General features: G+C 64.7%; 18 protein-coding genes. 11 read left to right on the forward strand and 7 right to left on the reverse strand.

What is annotated here, in order from left to right; translation table 11 throughout:
- Window positions 1-3: 3 nt before the first annotated feature.
- From AWB74_RS21370 to AWB74_RS21390, 5 genes are all read right to left on the reverse strand, one after another.
- A complete protein-coding gene (locus AWB74_RS21370; protein WP_061148731.1) occupies window positions 4-1,077 on the reverse strand; it encodes a YheT family hydrolase in 1,074 nt (357 codons plus the stop codon).
- 41 nt (window positions 1,078-1,118) lie between these two features.
- Window positions 1,119-1,565, reverse strand: coding sequence for a nuclear transport factor 2 family protein (locus AWB74_RS21375; protein WP_061148732.1), 447 nt, complete (start codon window positions 1,563-1,565; stop codon window positions 1,119-1,121).
- Window positions 1,566-1,774: 209 nt separating this feature from the next.
- Window positions 1,775-2,848 carry a lipopolysaccharide heptosyltransferase II gene (gene waaF / locus AWB74_RS21380; protein WP_061148733.1) on the reverse strand — a complete coding sequence of 358 codons (1,074 nt, stop codon included), beginning with the start codon at window positions 2,846-2,848 and terminating at the stop codon, window positions 1,775-1,777.
- A gap of 129 nt (window positions 2,849-2,977) precedes the next feature.
- Window positions 2,978-3,175 carry a zinc-finger domain-containing protein gene (locus AWB74_RS21385; protein WP_008351333.1) on the reverse strand — a complete coding sequence of 66 codons (198 nt, stop codon included), beginning with the start codon at window positions 3,173-3,175 and terminating at the stop codon, window positions 2,978-2,980.
- Between the two features lie 66 nt (window positions 3,176-3,241).
- Window positions 3,242-4,162, reverse strand: coding sequence for a branched-chain amino acid transaminase (locus tag AWB74_RS21390; protein WP_061148734.1), 921 nt, complete (start codon window positions 4,160-4,162; stop codon window positions 3,242-3,244).
- A 368-nt stretch (window positions 4,163-4,530) separates the two neighbouring features.
- Between AWB74_RS21390 and AWB74_RS21395 the strand changes: the two genes are divergently transcribed.
- From AWB74_RS21395 to AWB74_RS21435, 9 genes are all read left to right on the forward strand, one after another.
- On the forward strand, window positions 4,531-5,274 hold the full coding sequence (locus tag AWB74_RS21395) for an AzlC family ABC transporter permease (protein ID WP_061148777.1): 744 nt from the start codon (window positions 4,531-4,533) through the stop codon (window positions 5,272-5,274).
- Window positions 5,271-5,594 carry an AzlD domain-containing protein gene (locus AWB74_RS21400; RefSeq protein WP_061148735.1) on the forward strand — a complete coding sequence of 108 codons (324 nt, stop codon included), beginning with the start codon at window positions 5,271-5,273 and terminating at the stop codon, window positions 5,592-5,594. Before AWB74_RS21395 ends, AWB74_RS21400 begins: the two co-directional genes overlap by 4 nt.
- Window positions 5,595-5,978: 384 nt before the next feature.
- Complete coding sequence (locus AWB74_RS21405) at window positions 5,979-7,175, forward strand: phosphoglycerate kinase (protein ID WP_061148736.1); 1,197 nt, start codon at window positions 5,979-5,981, stop codon at window positions 7,173-7,175.
- Between the two features lie 358 nt (window positions 7,176-7,533).
- Window positions 7,534-8,970, forward strand: coding sequence for a pyruvate kinase (gene pyk, locus AWB74_RS21410; RefSeq protein WP_061148778.1), 1,437 nt, complete (start codon window positions 7,534-7,536; stop codon window positions 8,968-8,970).
- A 187-nt stretch (window positions 8,971-9,157) separates the two neighbouring features.
- Window positions 9,158-10,222 carry a class II fructose-bisphosphate aldolase gene (gene fba, locus AWB74_RS21415; RefSeq protein WP_035497826.1) on the forward strand — a complete coding sequence of 355 codons (1,065 nt, stop codon included), beginning with the start codon at window positions 9,158-9,160 and terminating at the stop codon, window positions 10,220-10,222.
- Window positions 10,223-10,361: 139 nt separating this feature from the next.
- Complete coding sequence (locus AWB74_RS21420) at window positions 10,362-11,252, forward strand: phosphoribosylaminoimidazolesuccinocarboxamide synthase (RefSeq protein WP_061148779.1); 891 nt, start codon at window positions 10,362-10,364, stop codon at window positions 11,250-11,252.
- Between the two features lie 11 nt (window positions 11,253-11,263).
- Window positions 11,264-11,776: a 5-(carboxyamino)imidazole ribonucleotide mutase gene (gene purE, locus AWB74_RS21425; protein ID WP_061148737.1), complete on the forward strand. Its 513-nt coding sequence runs from the start codon at window positions 11,264-11,266 to the stop codon at window positions 11,774-11,776.
- Between the two features lie 127 nt (window positions 11,777-11,903).
- A complete protein-coding gene (locus AWB74_RS21430) occupies window positions 11,904-13,091 on the forward strand; it encodes a 5-(carboxyamino)imidazole ribonucleotide synthase (RefSeq protein ID WP_061148738.1) in 1,188 nt (395 codons plus the stop codon).
- A 21-nt stretch (window positions 13,092-13,112) separates the two neighbouring features.
- The gene (locus AWB74_RS21435; protein WP_061148739.1) at window positions 13,113-14,135 is read left to right on the forward strand and encodes an L-threonylcarbamoyladenylate synthase; all 1,023 of its coding nucleotides are present in this window, start codon (window positions 13,113-13,115) and stop codon (window positions 14,133-14,135) included.
- Between the two features lie 235 nt (window positions 14,136-14,370).
- Here the strand turns inward: AWB74_RS21435 and AWB74_RS21440 are convergent, their stop codons facing one another.
- Both AWB74_RS21440 and dacB read right to left on the reverse strand, forming a co-directional pair.
- Window positions 14,371-15,477, reverse strand: a complete 1,107-nt coding sequence (locus tag AWB74_RS21440; protein ID WP_061148740.1) for an SGNH/GDSL hydrolase family protein — start codon at window positions 15,475-15,477, stop codon at window positions 14,371-14,373.
- A gap of 245 nt (window positions 15,478-15,722) precedes the next feature.
- Window positions 15,723-17,348 (reverse strand): D-alanyl-D-alanine carboxypeptidase/D-alanyl-D-alanine endopeptidase, encoded by a 1,626-nt coding sequence (gene dacB / locus AWB74_RS21445; protein WP_061148741.1) that lies wholly within the window; start codon window positions 17,346-17,348, stop codon window positions 15,723-15,725.
- A 274-nt stretch (window positions 17,349-17,622) separates the two neighbouring features.
- Here dacB and AWB74_RS21450 point away from each other — a divergent pair, with 274 nt between their 5' ends.
- Window positions 17,623-18,285 carry a response regulator gene (locus AWB74_RS21450; RefSeq protein WP_061148742.1) on the forward strand — a complete coding sequence of 221 codons (663 nt, stop codon included), beginning with the start codon at window positions 17,623-17,625 and terminating at the stop codon, window positions 18,283-18,285.
- Window positions 18,285-19,586, forward strand: coding sequence for an ATP-binding protein (locus AWB74_RS21455; protein ID WP_061148743.1), 1,302 nt, complete (start codon window positions 18,285-18,287; stop codon window positions 19,584-19,586). Before AWB74_RS21450 ends, AWB74_RS21455 begins: the two co-directional genes overlap by 1 nt.
- Window positions 19,587-19,894 lie beyond the last annotated feature (308 nt).

Below are 19,894 nucleotides of genomic sequence, written 5' to 3' on the forward strand. Positions count from 1 at the left end.
CGTTCACGAAACGAAGTTCTCCAGATAACCGAACACGCGCAGCGACAGCCAGTCGATCCGCCCCGGAAACGGCCCGGTCATGAAGCCGACGTGCCCGCCGTGGTTCGGCTGATCGAGCGTCACGCGCGCCGACACTTCCGCCATCGACGGCAGCGCGAACTCGGGCAGGAACGGATCGTTGCGGGCGTTCAGCAGCAACGCCGGCACCTCGATGTGCTTCAGATGCGCGCGTGTCGTCGCGGTCGACCAGTAATGGTTCGTATCGCGAAAGCCGTGCAGCGGCGCGGTGACGACGTTGTCGAATTCGTACAGCGTGCGCGCGGCGAGCACCGCGTCGCGATCGTAGAGCCCGGGATACTGGCCGAGCTTCGCAAGCGCCTTCGTCTTGAGCGACTTCAGGAAGCTGCGCGTATAGACCATGCCGAAGCCCTGCGAGATCGCCATGCCGCCCGCGTGGACATCGAGCGGCGCGGAAATGGCCGCGGCCGCGCTGATGATCGATGCGTCCTTGCCGCGCTCGCACAACCAGTGCAGCAGCACGTTGCCGCCGAGCGAGACGCCCGCCGCGACGATCGGCCCGCGATGCGCTTGCCTCAGCCGCCGCAGAATCCAGTCGGCTTCGGCGCTGTCCGCGAGATGGTAGAAGCGCGGCAGCAGGTTGAGCGGGCCGCTGCAGCTGCGGAAATGCGGCACGACGCCGTGCCAGCCGCGCGCTTTCGCGGCGGCCATCATCGTGCGGGCGTAGTGCGAATCGGAGTTGCCTTCGAGGCCGTGGAAGAGCACGAAGAGCGGGGCGGTGTCGGCGGGCGCGTCGGCGGAATCGTGCGCTAGGAAGTCGAGGTCGATGAAATCGCCGTCGGGCGTATTCCAGCGCTCGCGTCGATAACGCACGGCGGGCTTGCGCCCGAACAGCGCGGGAACGATGGTCTGCGCGTGGCTCGTCGGCAGCCAGCGCGGCGCGCTGTAGAGCCACTCGGCGTCCGCAAGCGCGAGCACGCGCGCGGCTTCTTTCAGCGCCACGGCGGGCGCTCTGTCCACGAACGACGAATCGTGTTTCAACAACGGATCGCGCTTCATGGCCCCTCCCCGACAAACGTCTTCTTCAATGCTTCTGATCTTCAGTGCAGCGGTCCCTGACCGTGACGCATTCTGGCGGCGAGCTGGCCCGCCGTTTCGAGCGGCATTTCGCTCGCGTGAATATGCGCGATGCGCCACTCACCGCGCTCGTGGACCATCACGTAGGTCGTGTAGATCATGCGCGGCGTGCTCGTGGATTGCGCCGGCTGATGCGCCTCCGCGATCGCATACACGACCGTGCCGAGGCTGTCATACACGCGGATATCGAGCGGCTCGATGGTCACGGGCTGCGTTTCGAATTGCTTGCCGAGACCGGCGCGGATGCTCTCCAGCCCATGCAGATGGATGCCGTCCGCGCAGATGCAGGTGGCGAACTCCTCGTCGATCCACAACGACATCACACTGTCGATGCTGTTGTCCGCGACTGCCTGATAGTAAGCATTGAGAGTATCGGCGGCGGCTTCGAAGAGGCGGGCGAAACGTGGCATGGCTCGTGGGTCTCTGGCATTCGGTGCGCGCGCCGGACGAAGCCGCTCGTGGCGGCGTGACGAAACGGCGCGCTGCATCGGTCATTGGTCAAAGCATGCCTCCGTTCGGAGACATTCGCGTGTCCGCACCCGCACACACGGCTGGAAACCGCCTGAAAACGCCGCTCGAAGGACGATGCGGACGCGCGATTCGACGCGCAAACGCAACATCAACGATGTGCGAGCAGCATCCCGCGCAGATCGCCGAAAACCTGTTCCGCCGAGAGTTCGCGAAGGCAGTTCAGATGACCGAGCGGACACTCGCGGGCAAAGCACGGACTGCATTCAAGATGCAGCCATTGTACCTTTGCGAGATCGGACAAGGGCGGCGTGTGGCGCGGATCGGTCGAGCCGTAGACCGCGACGAGCGGCCGGCGCGACGCGGCCGCGACGTGCATCAGGCCCGAATCGTTCGTGACGACCGCGCTCGCCCGCGAAATCAGCGCACACGCCTCGCCGAGCGAGGTCTGGCCGCAAAGGTTGCGCACCATCGGCGCGCGGTCGGCGATGGCCTGCGCGATCGGCGCATCCTTGTTCGAGCCGAGCGCGATGATGCGCGCATACGGGAACGACTGCGCGATGAACTGCGCGAGCGACGCGAAGTGCTCCGGCGGCCAGCGCTTGGCCGGGCCGTACTCGGCGCCGGGGCAGAACACGACGAGCGGCGTGCGCGTATCGAGATCGAAGCGCGCCGATACTCGCGCGGCTTCGTTCGGATCGGATTCGAGGCGCGGCACCGGGAGCGTCTGCGCGTCAGGCTGCGCGGCGGCTTCGGGCTGCGCGAACCGGTCGACGAAAGGCAGCTTCGCGCCCGGCGCATAGGCGAGCGCGGCGTAGTGCGCGGTCATCGGCGGACGCTCGGTCTTCGGCGGATTCGCGTGCCGCACGTTGAGCAGCCCGTAGCGGCTCTCGCCCTTGTACCCGATGCGCAGGTTGATACCCGCCATCCACGGGATCAGCGCGGATTTCACGGAGTTGGGCAGCACGTAGGCGGCGTCGTAGCCGACATCGCGCAAATCGCTCGCGAGTTGCCAGCGGCGCAGCAGTTGCAGCTTGCCGTGGGCGAGGTCGGTGGCGTACACGTCGCGGATTTCCGGCATGCGCTCGAGCACGGGCGCGACCCAGGTGGGAGCGACGGCGTCGATCGCAATACGCGGATGGAGCTTGCGCAAAAGCGTGAAGAGCGGCTGCGCCATCAATGCGTCACCGATCCAGTTCGGTGCTATAACCAGCGCGCGGCGCATCTTTTGTTATCCGATCTCAAAATGAACGCGGCCCGCCGCCTTGGGGCGAGCCGTCGATTGTCGTGGGTGTGATCTGCGCCCTGGCTTGCGGCGCAAACGGGTAGGGCGCGGCCGGCGCCCATAGGGTTTTCAGTGACCGCCCTTGAGCACTTCGCCGTCTTTCAGCTTGTAGCGCGTGCCGCAATACGGGCAGCGCGCCTCGCCGTGCGTCACGTCGATGAACACGCGCGGATGCGTGCTCCAGCGCTGCATCTTCGGGTTCGGGCAGAAGGCGGGCAGGTCCTTCGCCGACAATTCCACCAGCGGCATTTCCTTCAGGTCGCTCATTGCACTCTCTTTTCCTGATGTCCAGCGGACGGCGAGCCGACGGCTCGCCGCGTCGCATGAGATCGATTAAACCTTCGCGAGCCAGCTCGCGTACTTCTCGTTCTTGCCGCCGACGACGTCGAAGAACGCGCTTTGCAGCTTTTCCGTGACCGGGCCGCGCGCGCCCGAGCCGATCGTGCGGTTGTCGAGCTCGCGGATCGGCGTGACTTCGGCGGCGGTGCCGGTGAAGAACGCTTCGTCGCAGGTGTAGACCTCGTCGCGGGTGATGCGCTTCTCGATCACCGGGATGCCGAAATCGCGCGCCAGCGTGATGACGGTGTCGCGCGTGATGCCGTCGAGGCACGAAGCGAGGTCCGGCGTGTAGATCTTGCCGTTGTTCACGAGGAAGAAGTTTTCGCCGGAGCCTTCGGAGACGTAGCCGTCGACATCGAGCAGGAGGGCTTCGTCGTAGCCGTCGGCGACGGCTTCCTGGTTCGCGAGAATCGAGTTCACGTACCAGCCGGATGCCTTCGCGCGCACCATCGACACGTTGACGTGATGGCGCGTGAACGACGACGTCTTCACGCGGATGCCCTTCGCCAGGCCGTCGTCACCGAGATACGCGCCCCACGGCCACGCCGCGATGGCGACGTGAATGGTGTTGCCCTTGGCCGAAACGCCGAGCTTCTCGGAGCCGACCCAGATGATCGGACGGATATAGCAGCTTTCCAGCTCGTTCGCTTTCACGACTTCCAGTTGCGCGGCTTCGAGCGTGGCGGCATCGAACGGGACGTCCATCTGGAAGATCTTCGCCGAGTTCAGGAGGCGCTTCGTGTGCTCCTTCAGACGGAAGATCGCCGTGCCCTGCGCGGTCTTGTACGCGCGCACGCCTTCGAAAACGCCCATGCCGTAGTGCAACGTGTGGGTCAGAACGTGGATCTTGGCGTCACGCCAGTCGATCAGCTTGCCATCCATCCAGATCTTGCCGTCGCGGTCGGCCATTGACATACGGTTCTCCTAGCTGTCTCGTTCAAGTGATTCGGGCTGGGCCGCCCGGCGGGGGCGGGCGGCGGCGCGTGCGCCGCGTTTTCGCGTGCTTCCCCGTGGGCATTGCTGCCGGGGAACGCGTGCATCAAACGCGCAAAGGCGGTGGAAGACCGTCATTTTAGCGTCTTTTCGCGACGAAACCGATCTTGGAGCGCCTTTCACGACGCTATAATTTCCCTTTCGCCGCCCGCTTAATTGGTGGGATGAAACGGCGAAGCTCGCCATTTCCGATTTTCCCGGTTTTTCCCGATCCATCGCGCAATCGATCGAGGCCGCGCGATGACATCACGGGCTCTCTATTTCGCCTCGCACTGGCCCCGAATCCGCCGATGCCCGACTGGCTGTCCCACACGAATCGCCGCGCATTTTTCGAGGGCGTGCGCACTTTCTCCCCCGCCGTCCTCGCGACGTTCTCGTGGGGGCTCGTGACCGGCGTCGCGATGACGAAGTCCGTGCTCAGCGTGCCGCAGGCGCTCGGCATGTCGTTTCTGGTGTACGCCGGATCGTCGCAACTGGCCGTGCTGCCGCTCTTCGCCGCGAAGCTGCCGCTCTGGACCGTGCTCCTGACCGCCGCGATGGTCAATCTGCGCTTCGTGATCTTCAGCGCGGGGCTCGCGCCGCACTTTGCGTATCTGTCGCTGCGGCGGCGTTTGCTGCTCGGCTATTTCAACGGCGACATCATCTATCTGATGTTCTCGAAGCGGAATTTCCCGACAGGCTGGCAGCCCGGCAAGGAAGCGTTCTTCTGGGGGCTCGCGGTGTCGAGTTGGCTTTCCTGGCAGAGTTCGTCCGTGATCGGGATTCTGCTCGCGAGCATGATTCCCGATAACTGGGGCCTCGAGCTCGCCGGCACGCTCGCGCTGCTTCCGCTCATCGTCTCGGCGATCGCGACGCGCTCGACGCTCGCAGCCGTCGCCGTGGCGAGCGTCGTCGCGCTGCTGACGTTCGATCTGCCGTATCGCTTCGGCTTGCCGCTCGCGGTGTTCGCGGCGCTCATCGCCGGCACGCTCGCGGACGTCATCGCCGAAAGGCGCGGCAAGCAGGATGGGCACGCCACGAGGACCACGCGATGAGCACGCTGCAAATCTGGCTCGCGATCATCGGCATGGGGCTCGTCACGGCGGTGACGCGCGCGCTTTTTCTGATCGGCGGCGAGCGCATGGTGCTGCCGCCGCGCGTGCAGCGCGTGCTGCGCTATGCGCCCGCGGCGGCGCTCGCGGGCGTCGTCGTGCCGGATCTGCTCGTGACGCCATCGGGCATTTCGATTGGGTTGGGCAATCACGCGCTGTGGGCGTCGCTGGCCGGGCTGGCCTATTACCTCAAGCGGCGCGGCATGATGGGCACCATCGCCGTCGGCATGATCGTGTTCACCTTGCTGCGGCTCGCCGCGTGACACGCGATTCGAGCGCCACGCGCCGCGGCAAATACGCGTCATCATCGATTGCACGCTAAAAGCGGTCAGGTTGATCGGTTAAAATGGCGGTCTTTCCCGAGTGAGCGAGGTCGAAAGTGAGTCCGGCAGTCACCGCGCTACGGTTGTCATCGCTGTACAACGCGCTGTACCTCGCGCCGCCGCTCCCGGCTGCATCGCCGCGTCCGCACGATCCCTTTCCTCCGCTTTCCGCACGCGCGTCCGCTTTCACCGCGCGGTCATCGCCTCCAGCTTGATCCGCGCGCGTGCCGTCCTGCCCGGCGGCCCGCGCGCGGCGACTCCCCGAACCGGCCAAGCCCCGCGGCCGTTCCCGCCCGAACCGCTTCTCTATCTACGTTGACTCCCATGACGAAAGTACTGCGTTTCACCGATCTGATCGCCGAAGGCAAAGTCTCCGGCAAGCGTGTGTTCATCCGCGCGGATCTCAACGTGCCGCAAGACGATGACGGCAACATCACCGAAGACACGCGCGTGCGCGCCTCGGTCCCGGCGATCAAGGCCGCCCTCGAAGCCGGCGCGGCCGTGATGGTCACGTCGCACCTCGGCCGTCCGACCGAAGGCCAGTTCAAGCCGGAAGACTCGCTCGCGCCGGTCGCGAAGCGCCTGTCCGAGCTGCTCGGCCGCGACGTGCCGCTCGCCGCCGACTGGGTCGATGGCGTGAACGTGCAGCCGGGCAATGTCGTGCTGCTGGAAAACTGCCGCGTGAACAAGGGCGAAAAGAAGAACGACGACGCCCTCGCGCAGAAGCTCGCGAAGCTGTGCGATATCTACGTCAACGACGCGTTCGGCACGGCGCACCGCGCGGAAGCCACGACGCACGGCATTGCGAAGTACGCGCCCGTCGCGTGTGCGGGCCCGCTGCTCTCCGCCGAACTCGACGCGCTCAGCAAGGCGCTCGGCAACCCGAAGCGTCCGCTGGTCGCGATCGTCGCGGGCTCGAAGGTGTCGACCAAGCTCACGATTCTCAAGTCGCTCGCCGAGAAGGTGGATCAGCTGATCGTCGGCGGTGGCATCGCCAATACGTTCATGCTCGCGTCGGGACTCAAGATCGGCAAATCGCTGGCCGAAGGTGATCTCTTGAACGAAGCGAAGGAGATCATCGAGCAGGCGCGCACGCGCGGCGCATCGGTGCCGATTCCGAGCGATGTCGTCACCGCGAAGGAATTCGCCGCGACTGCGAAGGCGCAAACCAAGCCCGTCGCGGATGTCGCCGACGACGACATGATCCTCGACATCGGCCCGGACACCGCGAAGGCGCTCGCCGCGCAACTCGAAACGGCCGGCACGATCGTGTGGAACGGACCCGTAGGCGTGTTCGAGTTCGACCAGTTCGGCAACGGCACGAAGACGCTTGCGCAAGCAATCGCGAATTCGTCGGCGTTTTCGATCGCGGGCGGCGGCGACACGCTCGCGGCCATCGCGAAGTACGACATCGCCGACAAGGTGAGCTACATCTCGACCGGCGGCGGCGCGTTCCTCGAATTCCTGGAAGGCAAGAAGCTGCCCGCGGTCGAAGTGCTCGAATCGCGCGCGGGGGCCTGAGGCCTTGGCCGCCCGACAGAATCCGGCGAAAGCAGAAAAGAAGGGCGCGCCAGCGGCCGGCGGCGCGCAAGACGACGTACTCGACAACGGTAATCAATTCGACGCGGCCGCCGAAGCGGCTGCCATCATTGCAGAAGCAGCGAAACCGGATCAGGCGCCGGACGGCGAAGCAGGACTTCCGCCGACGCAAACGCCTCCGGTCATCATCGGCGGCGTGCCCGCCCATGCCTTGAAAGATATCGACAAAGCGACGCCGGCACGAACCGGCGCGCGCGCGCAACCGGTGAGCAACACCTCACTGCAAGCGCAACGTGCTCGCAGCGCACCTACGGGCAATCCTACTGAGACGAGGAATTCCATGCATCGCGCTACAAAGATTGTTGCCACCATCGGTCCGGCTTCGACGAGCCCGGACATCCTGCTGCAAATGCTGCAGGCGGGTCTCGACGTCGTTCGCTTCAACTTCTCGCACGGCACCGCCGACGATCATCGCCAGCGCGCCGAAATCGTCCGCGAGGCGGCGCGCCAGGTGGGCCGCGAAGTCGCGATCATGGCGGACCTGCAAGGTCCGAAGATCCGTGTCGGCAAGTTCGAGAACAACAAGACCATGCTGGTCGCGGGCAACCCGTTCATCCTCGACGCGGGTTGCGAGCTCGGCAACAGCGAGCGCGTCGGCCTCGACTACAAGGATCTGCCGCGCGATCTGCGCGCGGGCGACGTGCTGCTGCTCAACGACGGCCTCATCGTGCTCGACGTCACGCGTGTGATCGGCGAAGAGATCCACACGACCGTGAAGGTCGGCGGCGAGCTGTCGAACAACAAGGGCATCAACCGTCAGGGCGGTGGCCTCACTGCGCCCGCGCTGACCGAGAAGGACATGGAGGACATCAAGACGGCGATGTCGCTCGGCGCGGATTTCGTCGCGGTGTCGTTCCCGAAGAACGCGACCGACATGGAAATGGCGCGGCAACTGGCGAATATCGCGGGCGCGCCGTACGGCATCAAGCCGAAGATGATCGCGAAGATCGAGCGTGCGGAAGCCATTCCGGCGCTGCAGGGCATTCTCGACGCATCCGACGGCATCATGGTCGCGCGCGGCGATCTCGCGGTGGAAGTCGGCAACGCGGCGGTGCCTGCGTTGCAAAAGCGCATGATCCGCATGGCGCGCGAGTCGAACAAGCTCGTGATCACCGCCACGCAGATGATGGAATCGATGATCCACGCGCCCGTGCCGACGCGCGCCGAAGTGTCCGACGTGGCGAACGCCGTGCTCGACGGCACCGACGCCGTGATGCTCTCCGCCGAAACCGCCGCCGGCAAATACCCGGTGACGACCATCGAAACGATGGCCGCCGTGTGCGTGGAAGCGGAGAAGTCGGAAGAGTCGCAGCTCGATCGCGATTTCCTCGACCGCACGTTCACGCGCATCGATCAGTCGATCGCGATGGGCGCGCTTTTCACCGCGTATCACCTCGGCGCAAAGGCTGTCGTTGCGTTGACGGAATCCGGGTCGACCGCGCTGTGGATGTCGCGTCACTGGACGCACGTGCCGATCTTCGCCTTGACGCCGCGCGTGGCGAGCGAGCGCACGATGTCGCTGTACCGCAATGTCACGCCGCTGCACGTCGACACCAACATGGACCGCGACGCCGCGCTGAACTCGGCGCTGGAAGTGGTCGTGTCGAAGGGGTACGCGGCGCGCGGCGACATGGTCGTGCTGACGGTCGGCGAGCCGATGGGTCAGGCGGGCGGCACCAACACGCTGAAGATCGTGCGCGTGGGCGATCACTTCTGAGCTTTATCGAGAAAGATGCGCGGTCAATGGCCGCGCATGTTGTCGCAGGTTCCGAGGCGCGCGCCGTACTACCAGCAGCGGCGCGCGCCTCGATCAAGCGCGCAAGACGGCGAAAAAGCCGGAAACCGCCCGAGAGCGGAATTAAGTGCGCTGAAGAATTCGTTTCACATCATGGAGTCTCACCACAATGCCTCTCGTATCAATGCGTCAACTGCTGGATCACGCTGCGGAACACGGTTACGGTCTCCCGGCGTTCAACGTCAACAATCTGGAACAAGTGCAGGCGATCATGTCGGCCGCGAACGAAGTGAACGCGCCCGTGATCATGCAGGCGTCCGCCGGTGCGCGTAAGTACGCGGGCGAAGCGTTCCTGCGTCATCTGATCGAAGCGGCCGTCGAGTCGTATCCGCATATTCCGGTCGTGATGCACCAGGATCACGGCCAGTCGCCCGCCGTGTGCATGGCCGCGATCCGCTCGGGCTTCACCAGCGTGATGATGGACGGCTCGCTCGAAGCCGACGGCAAGACCGTCGCGTCCTACGAGTACAACGTCGCGGTGTCGAAGCAGGTCGTGGAGTTCTCGCATTCGATCGGCGTGACCGTCGAAGCCGAACTGGGCGTGCTTGGTTCGCTCGAAACCATGAAGGGCGACAAGGAAGACGGCCACGGCGCCGAAGGCACGATGACGCGCGAGCAGCTTCTCACCGACGTCGAGCAGGCCGCCGACTTCGTGAAGCAGACGCAGTGCGATGCACTCGCGATTGCGATCGGCACGTCGCACGGCGCGTACAAGTTCTCGAAGAAGCCCACGGGCGATATCCTCGCGATCGACCGCATCCGCGAAATTCACCAGCGCATTCCCAACACGCATCTGGTGATGCACGGTTCGTCGTCGGTGCCGCAGGAATTGCTGGCCGAAATCCGCGAATTCGGCGGCGACATGAAGGAAACGTACGGCGTGCCCGTCGAAGAGATTCAGGAAGGCATCAAGCACGGCGTGCGCAAGGTGAACATCGATACCGACTTGCGCCTCGCGATCACCGGCGCGATCCGCCGCTATTTGTTCGAGAATCCGTCGAAGTTCGATCCGCGCGACTATCTGAAGCCCGCGCGCGAGGCGGCGAAGGAAATTTGCCGTCAGCGCTACATGCAGTTCGGCTGCGAGGGCATGGCGGGCAAGATCAAGCCGGTTTCCCTCGACAAGATCGCCGAGAAGTACAAGTCCGGCGCGCTCGCGCAGATCGTAAAATAAGCATCATCTGAGACTGGCGGGTTTTGTAAAGTAAAATCAACGGGTTCCGGGTTCGGAGCCCGTTCGTCTTTTGGTTGGGTCAACTCGTCGCCGCTTTGCAGCTGGAAAGCGGCGAATCACTTTTTTCCGGTACATGACGATGTCCACGCTATACGAATCCACGATCAAATCGCTGCCGCTGCTCGGCCGCGGCAAGGTCCGCGACAACTACGCAGTCGGTCAGGACAAGCTCCTGATCGTGACGACCGACCGCCTTTCCGCATTCGACGTCGTCATGGGTGAGCCGATTCCGAACAAGGGCCGCGTGCTGAACACGATGGCCGATTTCTGGTTCGAGAAGCTCGGTCATATCGTGCCGAACCACAACACGGGCATCGATCCGTCGACGGTCGTTTCAGCCGATGAAGCCGAACAGGTGAAAGGCCGCGCGGTCGTCGTGAAGCGGCTGGAGCCGATCCTCGTCGAAGCGGTCGTGCGCGGCTATCTCGCGGGCAGCGGCTGGAAGGACTATCAGGCGAGCGGTTCCGTGTGCGGCGTCGAACTGCCGCCGGGTTTGCAGAACGCGCAAAAACTGCCCGAGCCGATCTTCACGCCCGCAGCCAAGGCCGAAATGGGCCATCACGACGAAAACATCACCTACGATGAGATGGAACGCCGCATCGGAACGGAGCTTTCCGCGACGATCAAGCGCATTTCCATCCAGTTGTACAAGGAAGCAGCCGAGTACGCGGCGACCCGCGGCATCATCATTGCGGATACGAAGTTCGAGTTCGGCCTCGACGACAAGGGCGAGCTCTTTCTGATGGACGAAGTGCTGACCGCCGATTCGTCGCGTTTCTGGCCCGCCGATGGCTATCAGGTCGGCACGAATCCGCCGTCGTTCGACAAGCAGTTCGTGCGCGACTGGCTCGAAACGCAGACGTGGAAGAAGGAGCCGCCCGCGCCGAAGCTGCCGGATGACGTGATCGCGAAGACGTCGGAGAAGTATCAGGAAGCGCTGCAGCGATTGACCGGCAAGACGCTCGATTGAGTTGAAAGAAGATGACGAACGAAGTTCATACGCATGACAAGCCGGTCATCGGCGTGTTGATGGGCTCCAGCTCCGACTGGGACGTGATGAAGAACGCCGTCGCGATTCTTCAGGAATTCGGCGTGCCGTACGAGGCGAAGGTCGTGTCGGCGCATCGCATGCCGGACGAGATGTTTGCTTATGCCGAAAGCGCGCGCGGGCGTGGCATCGTCGCGATCATCGCGGGTGCGGGCGGCGCGGCGCATCTGCCGGGCATGCTCGCTGCGAAGACGACGCTGCCAGTGCTCGGCGTGCCGGTCGCGAGCCGGTATCTGAAGGGCGTCGATTCGCTGCATTCGATCGTGCAGATGCCCAAGGGCGTGCCGGTCGCGACGTTCGCCATCGGCGAGGCGGGCGCGGCGAACGCGGCGCTGTTCGCGGTATCGATTCTGAGCGCGACGGATTCGAAGTACGCCGATGCGCTCGCCGCTTTCCGCGTGAAACAGAATCAGGCCGCGCGCGACATGGCGTTGCCGCCGCTTTGATTCGATCGGTGATGCAAGTACGCGGCGGAGTTGCTAGTCCCACTTCGCCGCATCGTTTTCTGTGAAAGCAGCAACTGGCAGTGCGCGTCGCACACGAAACGCAACGTAGCCCACGTTCAGCCCCACGATGAACCCACAAAACTCCCCAATTTCTCCGATTCTGCCGGGCGCGTGGCTCGGCATGGTCGGCGGCGGCCAGCTCGGCCGCATGTTCTGCTTCGCCGCACAATCGATGGGCTATCGCGTCGCCGTCCTCGATCCGGACGAGACGAGCCCCGCGGGCGCTGTCGCGGACCGCCACATCCGCGCGGCCTACGACGACCGCGCCGCGCTCACCGAGCTCGGCCGGCTGTGCGCGGCGGTATCGACGGAATTCGAGAACGTGCCGTCCGCGAGCCTCGAATTCCTCGCGTCGTGCACGTTCGTCAGTCCCGCGGCGAGCTGCGTGGCGATTGCGCAGGATCGCGTCGCGGAGAAGCGCTTCATCGCGGAATCGGGCGTGCCGGTCGCGCCGCATGTCGTGATCGAATCGGCGCAGGCGCTCGCCGCGATTCCCGACGACAAGATCGCTGCCGTGCTGCCGGGCATTCTGAAGACCGCCCGTCTCGGCTACGACGGCAAGGGCCAGGTCAGCGTGCGCAATGTCGCTGAAGTGCGCAACGCGCATGCATCGCTTTCTGGCGTGCCGTGTGTGCTGGAAAAGCGCATGCCGCTCAAGTACGAAGTGTCCGTGCTGATCGCGCGCGGGGGCGACGGCAAGTCCGCCGTGTTTCCGCTAGCGCAGAACGTGCACGTGAGCGGCATTCTCGCGAAGACGGTCGTGCCCGCGCCCGATGCCTCCGATGCGCTTGTCGCTCAGGCGCAGGACGCGGCGCTGACCATCGCGGCGAAGCTGGGTTATGTCGGCGTGCTGTGCGTCGAATTCTTCGTGCTGGAAGACGGTTCGCTGATCGCCAACGAGATGGCGCCGCGTCCGCACAATTCCGGCCACTATACGGTCGATGCCTGCGCAACGAGCCAGTTCGAGCAGCAAGTGCGCGCGATGACCGGCATGCCGCTCGGCGACACGCGCCAGCACTCGCCTGCCGCGATGCTGAATCTGCTCGGCGATATCTGGTTCGACGCTGACAAGGCACGCGCACCCGCGTGGGCCGAAGTTGCCGCGATGCCATCGGCGCGGCTGCATCTGTACGGCAAGGAAGACGCGCGCCGCGGCCGCAAGATGGGCCACATCAATTTCACGGCGGCGACGCTCGAGGAGGCGCGCACGGCGGCGCGTGACTGCGCGCGCATGCTGCATATCGTGCTCGATTGAGTTTCTTTTGTTGTCGAAGCAATGACCATCATTTATCCGAGTGCGGCGCAGATCGATGAAGCCGCAGCCTTGCTCGATGCCGGCGAACTCGTCGCGTTCCCGACCGAGACGGTGTACGGGCTCGGCGGCGACGCCGAGAATCCCGACGCCATCGCGCGCATCTATGCGGCGAAAGGGCGGCCGGCCAATCATCCGGTGATCGTGCATCTCGCGCCCGAGGCCGATCCGGGCTATTGGGTGCGCGAGCTGCCCGCCGATGCGCAAAAGCTCATCGATGCGTTCTGGCCCGGCCCGTTGACGCTGATTCTCAAGCGCGCCGCGCATATTCCGGCGGCCGTGAGCGGCGGTCAGGATTCGGTGGGCGTGCGGTGTCCGTCGCATCCGGTGGCGCAGCAGTTGTTGTCGGCGTTTCACGCGCGGCGTCTTGGTAGCGGGAAGCAGGGCGGGGTGGCGGGGCCGTCGGCGAATCGCTTCGGGCACGTAAGCCCGACGACGGCGCAGCATGTGCGCGATGAGTTCGGCGGCGTGGTGCATGTGCTCGATGGCGGCGCGGCGGATGTCGGCATCGAATCGACGATTCTGGATTTGTCGCGGGGGTTTCCGGCGTTGTTGAGGCCGGGGCATGTGAGTCCGCGGGAGATCGCGGATGTGATCGGCGTTGCGCCGAAGTTGCCCGATGGGTCGGATGCGACGGCGCCGAGGGCTTCGGGGACGTTGAAGGCGCATTACGCGCCGAGGACACCGCTTTTGCTGCTGCCGTTTTCGTCGATCGAGGCGATGCTTCGTCGTGGTGGCGACAGGAAGATTGCGCTGGTGGCGCGGCCGTCGAGCGCGGGGGAATGGGCGCATGCCGCCCATGTTCACTTCGTGGCGGCGCCGGAAGATCCGCAGTCGTATGCGCGCGGGCTATATGGTTTGCTGCGCGCGCTCGATCGGGCGAATGTGGAACGGATTCTGATCGAGAAGCTGCCGGAGACGGTTGAGTGGATTGCGGTCAACGATCGGTTGGGAAGGGCGGCGGCGGCGTTTGAGGCGGAAGAGTGATTCGCTGCGCGTCTGACTCAACTGCGAAGATGCGTTGTAGGGATTTCGCTTTTGGATCAGATGGTTATGATCTGGGGGTTCCACCGCGTTAGCGGAGATAGACCGGCAAGCGCATCCGCATGGCCGCAGGCAGCGCCATTCCTCTGCCCCCGCGGAGACCACTGAATCATCAAAACAAAAACCGCCCGGACGATCCCTCGCCCGAGCGGTTTTTTCCATCCTTGGAAGAAATCCCTTACTTCCCCAACCCCGACTTCGCAACCGCCTGCTCCGCTGCTTGCGCATACAACGCGCCCAGATGCGTCGTCGGATGCACGGTGTCGGCGTACATGTACGTCTGATCCGCGCCAGCTACGGTCAAAGTCTCCGGCGAGCAAAACAGCGAAGTAGCGAAAGCAGCCGGGTTCGGTTCGCCGAACTTTTGCGCCGCCGCCGCCATCGCCTGCAGATTACAGGCCGTGCCCGTATTCGACACCGTGAATCCGAACTGCGAAAAATTCGCCGTGACATTGGCAAGGACCGGCACGATGTCGAGATAAATCACCTTCGACATCAGCCCCCCTTGCGTCAACGCCGCTGCGAGCGCCTGGTTGAACCCGAGCGATGCCTGCGTGAGCAACGCGCGATTCGCCGCCGAACTCATCACGCCCTGCGGCGTCGTGCCGATGTCCGGCACATTCGACACCAGCACGTGCGTCGCGCCGCTCTGCAAGACCTTGCCGATCACGCCCGCGAGATCGATAGCCGCCTTGCCGATCGCCGCGCTAGCCTGAGCAGGCGTGATCGCGCCCGTCTGGGCCGCTTGGAAGTTATAGAGGATGTCGTTGCCGCCGCCATTGACGATCACGAGCTGGTTCGAATTGAAGCTGCCGTGCGCGCTGAGATAGTTCGTCACCTGCTGCACGATCGGCACCGTCAACGCGCCGGTGTAATTCGCAGGATCGTTCGACACGTGGTTGATACCGATCGGATTCGTCACCAGCGCGCCACCCTGCGCATACCCCAAACCCGCCTGCGTCTGTGGCGCGACCCCAAACCCGCCCGTCATCGCGGGCGTCAGCGTATCGCCGTAATACTGCGCGACGTTCTGCACCCAGACCTGACCCGGATTCGTCGTGAATCGCCCGCCGCCGAAATTCGCCGCCGCGACGGGCGAGTACGTGCCGACATCGGAAAGACTGTCGCCGAAGGACACGATCTGCAGCTTGACGCCGCCCGCCGGCGTGGAATTGTTGTCGTCACTGCCGCCGCCGCACGCGGCGAGCAGGGTAAAGGCCGCGCTGGCCGTCGCGACTTGAGCAAAGCGCACCAGAGCGGCGCGCATCGAGCGTTGCTTCTTCATGGACCTCGTCTCCCTTCTTCGATGTTTTCTAGTTCGGTTGCGGCGCCTGACCGTCTTGCGGTCTTCACGCCGCATAGCTGCATATTAAGCGATGCCGCACGCCCTCCTGAAGCGCGATGCACCCCGGCCGTGCGCCGTGCCCGACACCTTACACGCCGCGCGCGCCTTAACGAACGCGAGTTCGTAGAAGAAATCTTCGGTCGCGCCGGGCGATTGTGCCCGCACGGCACATCGCAAAGCAGGGCCTACTCCGCCACATCCGCGCGGCGCGCGCCCTCGTAGACCCATTCGAGCAGCGCATCGTGCGCGGCGCGCGCAGCTTCGGCGCGCGGATCGTTGATGAAGCTCACGACCACGTAGCTCTCGCCGTTCGCCGCGCCGACATAGCCCGCGATCGCACGCACGTCGCGCAGCGTGCCGGTCTTGATGTGCGCGTTGCCGAGCGCGCCCGCGTTGGTGAGACGGTTGCGCATCGTGCCGTCGACGCCCGCGATCGGCAGCGATTCGACGAACACCTGAGCGACCGGGCTCGCGTTCGCGGCCTGCAGGAGATCGGCGAGCGAAGTCGCGGTGATGTGCTCATCGCGCGAAAGGCCCGAGCCGTTGTCGAGCGCGAGGCCGTTCATCGGCAGGGCGCTGCGCTTCAGGAACGACTGAATCGCCGCGGCGGATTTCGCCGTCGTCGCGGGCGGCTTCGATTGCGCTGCGCCGATCGTGAGGAACAGGTTGCGCGCCATCACGTTGTTGCTGAACTTGTTGATGTCGCGCACGACATCCGACAGCACCGGGCTGCGATGCGTGCCGACGAGCCGCGCGTTCGACGGCGTCGGGCCTTCGCGCGTCGTGCCCTGGAACGTGCCGCCCGCCTGCTTCCACAGCGCCAGAAAACCGCCCGCGAAGAAGGTCGAATGATCGAGCGCCGCGACGTTGACCGTGCGCGAGCCGCAGCGCAGCGGATAGTCGCCGATGAACGACGCCTGCACGAAGCCGCCCTGCGTCTGCGCGACGCTCGGCGACGCCGCTTGCAAAGATCCCGTGCACGCGCCACGCGTGACGCGCAGTTCGTTGTCGATCTGCAGTTGCGCGAGCTGCGGCAATACGTCGATGGCCACTTGACCGTCCGCGCTCGGCGTCAAGGTGAAGGACAGCGATTTGAACGCATACAGCAGCGGATCGGGGCCGACGTTGTAGGGCGCGGTGTCGTCGTTGTCGAAGGCGGGCAGATCGCGCGTGGAGGCGTCGAAATAGCGCTTGTCGAGCACGAGCGCGCCGTCGATGCCGGTGATGCCGTTCTTGCGGATCTGCTCGACGAGATCGATCAGCTCTTCCGGCACGAGCTTCGGATCGCCCGTGCCCTGAATGTAGAGGTTGCCGTGCAGCACGCCTTGCGCGTCGGGCTCGCCGTCGGCGTACGCGGTCGTCTTCCAGCGGTAGTCCGGTCCGAGTATCGAGAGGCCCGCGTACGTGGTGACGAGCTTCATCGTGGAGGCGGGCAGCATCGGCTCGTTCGCGTTGACCGAGACGAGCGGCACCGGCGCGCCGATGCGCTGCACGACCACGCTCATCGACGAGAGCGGCACGTGGGCGCGCGCGAGCGCCGTCATCACCGATGCGGGCAGCGGGCCGGCCGGCACGCTCGCTTTCGCGATGTGTCCGGCTTTCTTGCTCTTGGCTTCGCTTTTCGACTCGTTTTTGGCGGCGCGCTTGCCCTTCGCCGCGCGTTCCGGCGACTGCGCCTGCGATTCGGCTTTCGTGCCGCCGCGCGCGAAGGCATCGGGCACATGGCCGAGCGCCGCGCAGGCGAGGACTGCGGCGAGCGCGAACGAAGAAAGACGGCTGTGCAAGGACGAGGAGCGGGAAGCGAGCGGCATGGACGAGCGTTGTTCTTGGGCTGATTCTTGGGCTTATGTCTGGCTGCGGCGGGCGCACGGGCAGGCGTCGCGCAGCGGGAAGCGGCTATTGTAGACAAGCTGGCTTGCGGAAATCGTACGGGCAGGAAATCGTCGTCGTCCATCGATACTGCAAATGGACAAAGCGCGCGGTTAAGTCCCGTTTAAGCCTGTGGCGCGGCCTCGCGGCTACAATGAATCGCGGTCCCAGGGCTGCCTGCCTCACATAAACCGTAATCACGAAAAGACATGTGCCATGCGAATCCTGCTTGTCGAAGATGACCGGATGATCGCCGAAGGCGTGCGCCGTGCGCTGCGCGCCGACGGCTTCGCAGTCGACTGGGTGCAGGACGGCGAGGCCGCGCTCACGGCGGTGGCCGGCGAGTCCTACGACCTGATGCTGCTCGATCTCGGCCTGCCGAGGCGCGATGGCCTCGATGTGCTGAAGACGCTGCGCGCGCGGGCCAACGCGTTGCCGGTGCTGATCGTCACCGCGCGCGACGCCATCGCGGATCGCGTGAAAGGACTCGATGCCGGCGCCGATGATTACCTCGTGAAGCCCTTCGATCTCGACGAGCTCGGCGCGCGCATGCGTGCGCTGATCCGCCGTCACGTCGGGCGCGGCGAATCGCTCGTGCGGCACGGTGAACTGACGCTCGATCCGGTCGGCCATCAAGTGACGCTCGCGGGCAATCCCGTCGCGTTGTCCGCGCGCGAGTTCGCGTTGCTCGAAGCGCTGATGGCGCGGCCTGGCGCGGTGCTGTCGAAGAGCCAGCTCGAAGAGAAGATCTACGGCTGGGGCGAGGAAATCGGCAGCAATACCGTCGAGGTGTATATCCACTCGCTGAGAAAGAAGCTCGGCGCCGATCTCATCCGCAACGTGCGTGGCCTCGGCTACATGGTCGCGAAGGACGCCTGATGCGGTCGATCCGCCGGCAATTGCTGATCTGGCTGCTCGCGCTCGTGATCGTCGGCGTGGGCTTTGCCGGGTGGCTCATCTATCGGCAGGCGCTCGCCGAAGCCAACGAACTCTTCGATTATCAACTGCAGCAGATCGCGGCGGCGTTGCCGTCGGAGCCGTTTTCGTCGGTGCTTTCGTCGCGCAGTGAAAGCGACGAAGGCGTCGTCATCCAGATCTGGAATCGCAATGGCGTGCTGATGTACTACTCGCATCCGCGCGTGCCGCTCGCGCCGCATGCGGAGCTCGGCTTCTCCACCGAAATGACGCCGCGCGGCGAATGGCGCGTGTATAGCGCGATCGTCGGCGACAACGTCGTGCAGCTCGCGCAGCCGCTGTCTATCCGCAATCGCGTCGCGGCGGGCGTCGCCTGGCGCACCTTGTGGCCGCTGGTGCTGTTGCTGCCGCTGCTCGGCGTCGCGATCTGGGTGATCGTCGGACGCGGGCTCGCGCCTTTGCAGCGCGTGACGCGCGCGCTCGATACACGTCATCCCGAGGCGCTCGATCCGCTCTCCGACCAACGTCTGCCGCAGGAAGTGCGGCCCGTGGTGCGGGCGTTGAATGCGCTGCTGTCGCGCCTGTCCGCGGCGCTCGATACGCAGAAGGCCTTCGTCGCCGATGCCGCGCACGAACTGCGTACGCCGCTCGCCGCCGTGCAGATTCAGGCGCAACTCGTCGGCCGCGCACAGGACGACGTGACGCGGCGTGAGGCGCTCGCGGACCTGAACGCAGGCATCGCGCGCGCGACGCGGCTCGCCGAGCAGCTGCTCGCACTGGCGCGAGCGGAGCCGGATGCGAAGGCGGCGCGTACATCGGTGAATCTTTCTGCGCTGCTCGAGGATTGCGTACGCAACTATGTGCTCGTCGCACAGGCGCGCGGCGTCGATCTCGGCATCGAGGCGAGCGAGCCTGCGACCGTGACCGGCGATCCCGACGCACTGCGCGTGATGTTCAACAACCTCATCGACAACGCGACGAAGTACACACCGCGCGGCGGGCGCGTCGACGTCTGCCTGAAGCTGAATGACGGGCATCCCGTCGTCGAAATCGCCGATACCGGGCCGGGCATTCCTCAAGAAGAACGAGAAAGGGTGTTCGACCGGTTTTATCGCGTGGGAGAGGGCGCGAACCGGGCGCGCACGGATGTCTCGGGCAGCGGCCTGGGACTGGCGATCGTGCGCAGGATCGCAGACCAGCACGCCGCGCGCGTGGCGCTTCTCGAGGCGAAAGGCGGCGGACTGACCGTACACGTGAAATTCTGACGCGACGATTTGCTTCTTTGCGACGGGAAATGCCTCGGTGCCGTGATACCACATTGCGACACTTTAAGAACTGTCTGCTTAGAGGCGTGAAATTATTGACATATTCTGTTGTTAGGCATGGATCAAAGGTAATTTCCGCGATCGATTGTTAATCGATGCTAGGACTCACCTAGGTTTCAGAGCCCGAGGAGATCTCGCGTTCGTTCGAATCGAGGGTTTCCTTTTCGCGCAATTTTTAAACCACCTCGAAATGAACGGTCGCGTGCGACCGACAGTAGACTCAAGATGAAATTCAGTACCGGAATCAA

The organism is Caballeronia arvi, assembly GCF_001544695.2.
Classification (GTDB): Bacteria; Pseudomonadota; Gammaproteobacteria; order Burkholderiales; family Burkholderiaceae; genus Caballeronia; species Caballeronia arvi.

Excerpts from the sequence above, each read along its gene's own strand:
- waaF (WP_061148733.1), bottom strand. The coding sequence starts at position 2,848 with ATGCGCCGCGCGCTGGTTATAGCACCGAACTGGATCGGTGACGCATTG.
- AWB74_RS21455 (WP_061148743.1), top strand. The coding sequence starts at position 18,285 with ATGCGGTCGATCCGCCGGCAATTGCTGATCTGGCTGCTCGCGCTCGTG.
- AWB74_RS21405 (WP_061148736.1), top strand. The coding sequence starts at position 5,979 with ATGACGAAAGTACTGCGTTTCACCGATCTGATCGCCGAAGGCAAAGTC.
- AWB74_RS21375 (WP_061148732.1), bottom strand. The coding sequence starts at position 1,565 with ATGCCACGTTTCGCCCGCCTCTTCGAAGCCGCCGCCGATACTCTCAAT.
- AWB74_RS21400 (WP_061148735.1), top strand. The coding sequence starts at position 5,271 with ATGAGCACGCTGCAAATCTGGCTCGCGATCATCGGCATGGGGCTCGTC.
- dacB (WP_061148741.1), bottom strand. The coding sequence starts at position 17,348 with ATGCCGCTCGCTTCCCGCTCCTCGTCCTTGCACAGCCGTCTTTCTTCG.
- purE (WP_061148737.1), top strand. The coding sequence starts at position 11,264 with ATGACGAACGAAGTTCATACGCATGACAAGCCGGTCATCGGCGTGTTG.
- AWB74_RS21370 (WP_061148731.1), bottom strand. The coding sequence starts at position 1,077 with ATGAAGCGCGATCCGTTGTTGAAACACGATTCGTCGTTCGTGGACAGA.
- AWB74_RS21420 (WP_061148779.1), top strand. The coding sequence starts at position 10,362 with ATGTCCACGCTATACGAATCCACGATCAAATCGCTGCCGCTGCTCGGC.
- AWB74_RS21450 (WP_061148742.1), top strand. The coding sequence starts at position 17,623 with ATGCGAATCCTGCTTGTCGAAGATGACCGGATGATCGCCGAAGGCGTG.
- AWB74_RS21430 (WP_061148738.1), top strand. The coding sequence starts at position 11,904 with ATGAACCCACAAAACTCCCCAATTTCTCCGATTCTGCCGGGCGCGTGG.
- fba (WP_035497826.1), top strand. The coding sequence starts at position 9,158 with ATGCCTCTCGTATCAATGCGTCAACTGCTGGATCACGCTGCGGAACAC.
- AWB74_RS21385 (WP_008351333.1), bottom strand. The coding sequence starts at position 3,175 with ATGAGCGACCTGAAGGAAATGCCGCTGGTGGAATTGTCGGCGAAGGAC.
- AWB74_RS21440 (WP_061148740.1), bottom strand. The coding sequence starts at position 15,477 with ATGAAGAAGCAACGCTCGATGCGCGCCGCTCTGGTGCGCTTTGCTCAA.
- AWB74_RS21435 (WP_061148739.1), top strand. The coding sequence starts at position 13,113 with ATGACCATCATTTATCCGAGTGCGGCGCAGATCGATGAAGCCGCAGCC.
- AWB74_RS21395 (WP_061148777.1), top strand. The coding sequence starts at position 4,531 with ATGCCCGACTGGCTGTCCCACACGAATCGCCGCGCATTTTTCGAGGGC.
- pyk (WP_061148778.1), top strand. The coding sequence starts at position 7,534 with ATGCATCGCGCTACAAAGATTGTTGCCACCATCGGTCCGGCTTCGACG.
- AWB74_RS21390 (WP_061148734.1), bottom strand. The coding sequence starts at position 4,162 with ATGTCAATGGCCGACCGCGACGGCAAGATCTGGATGGATGGCAAGCTG.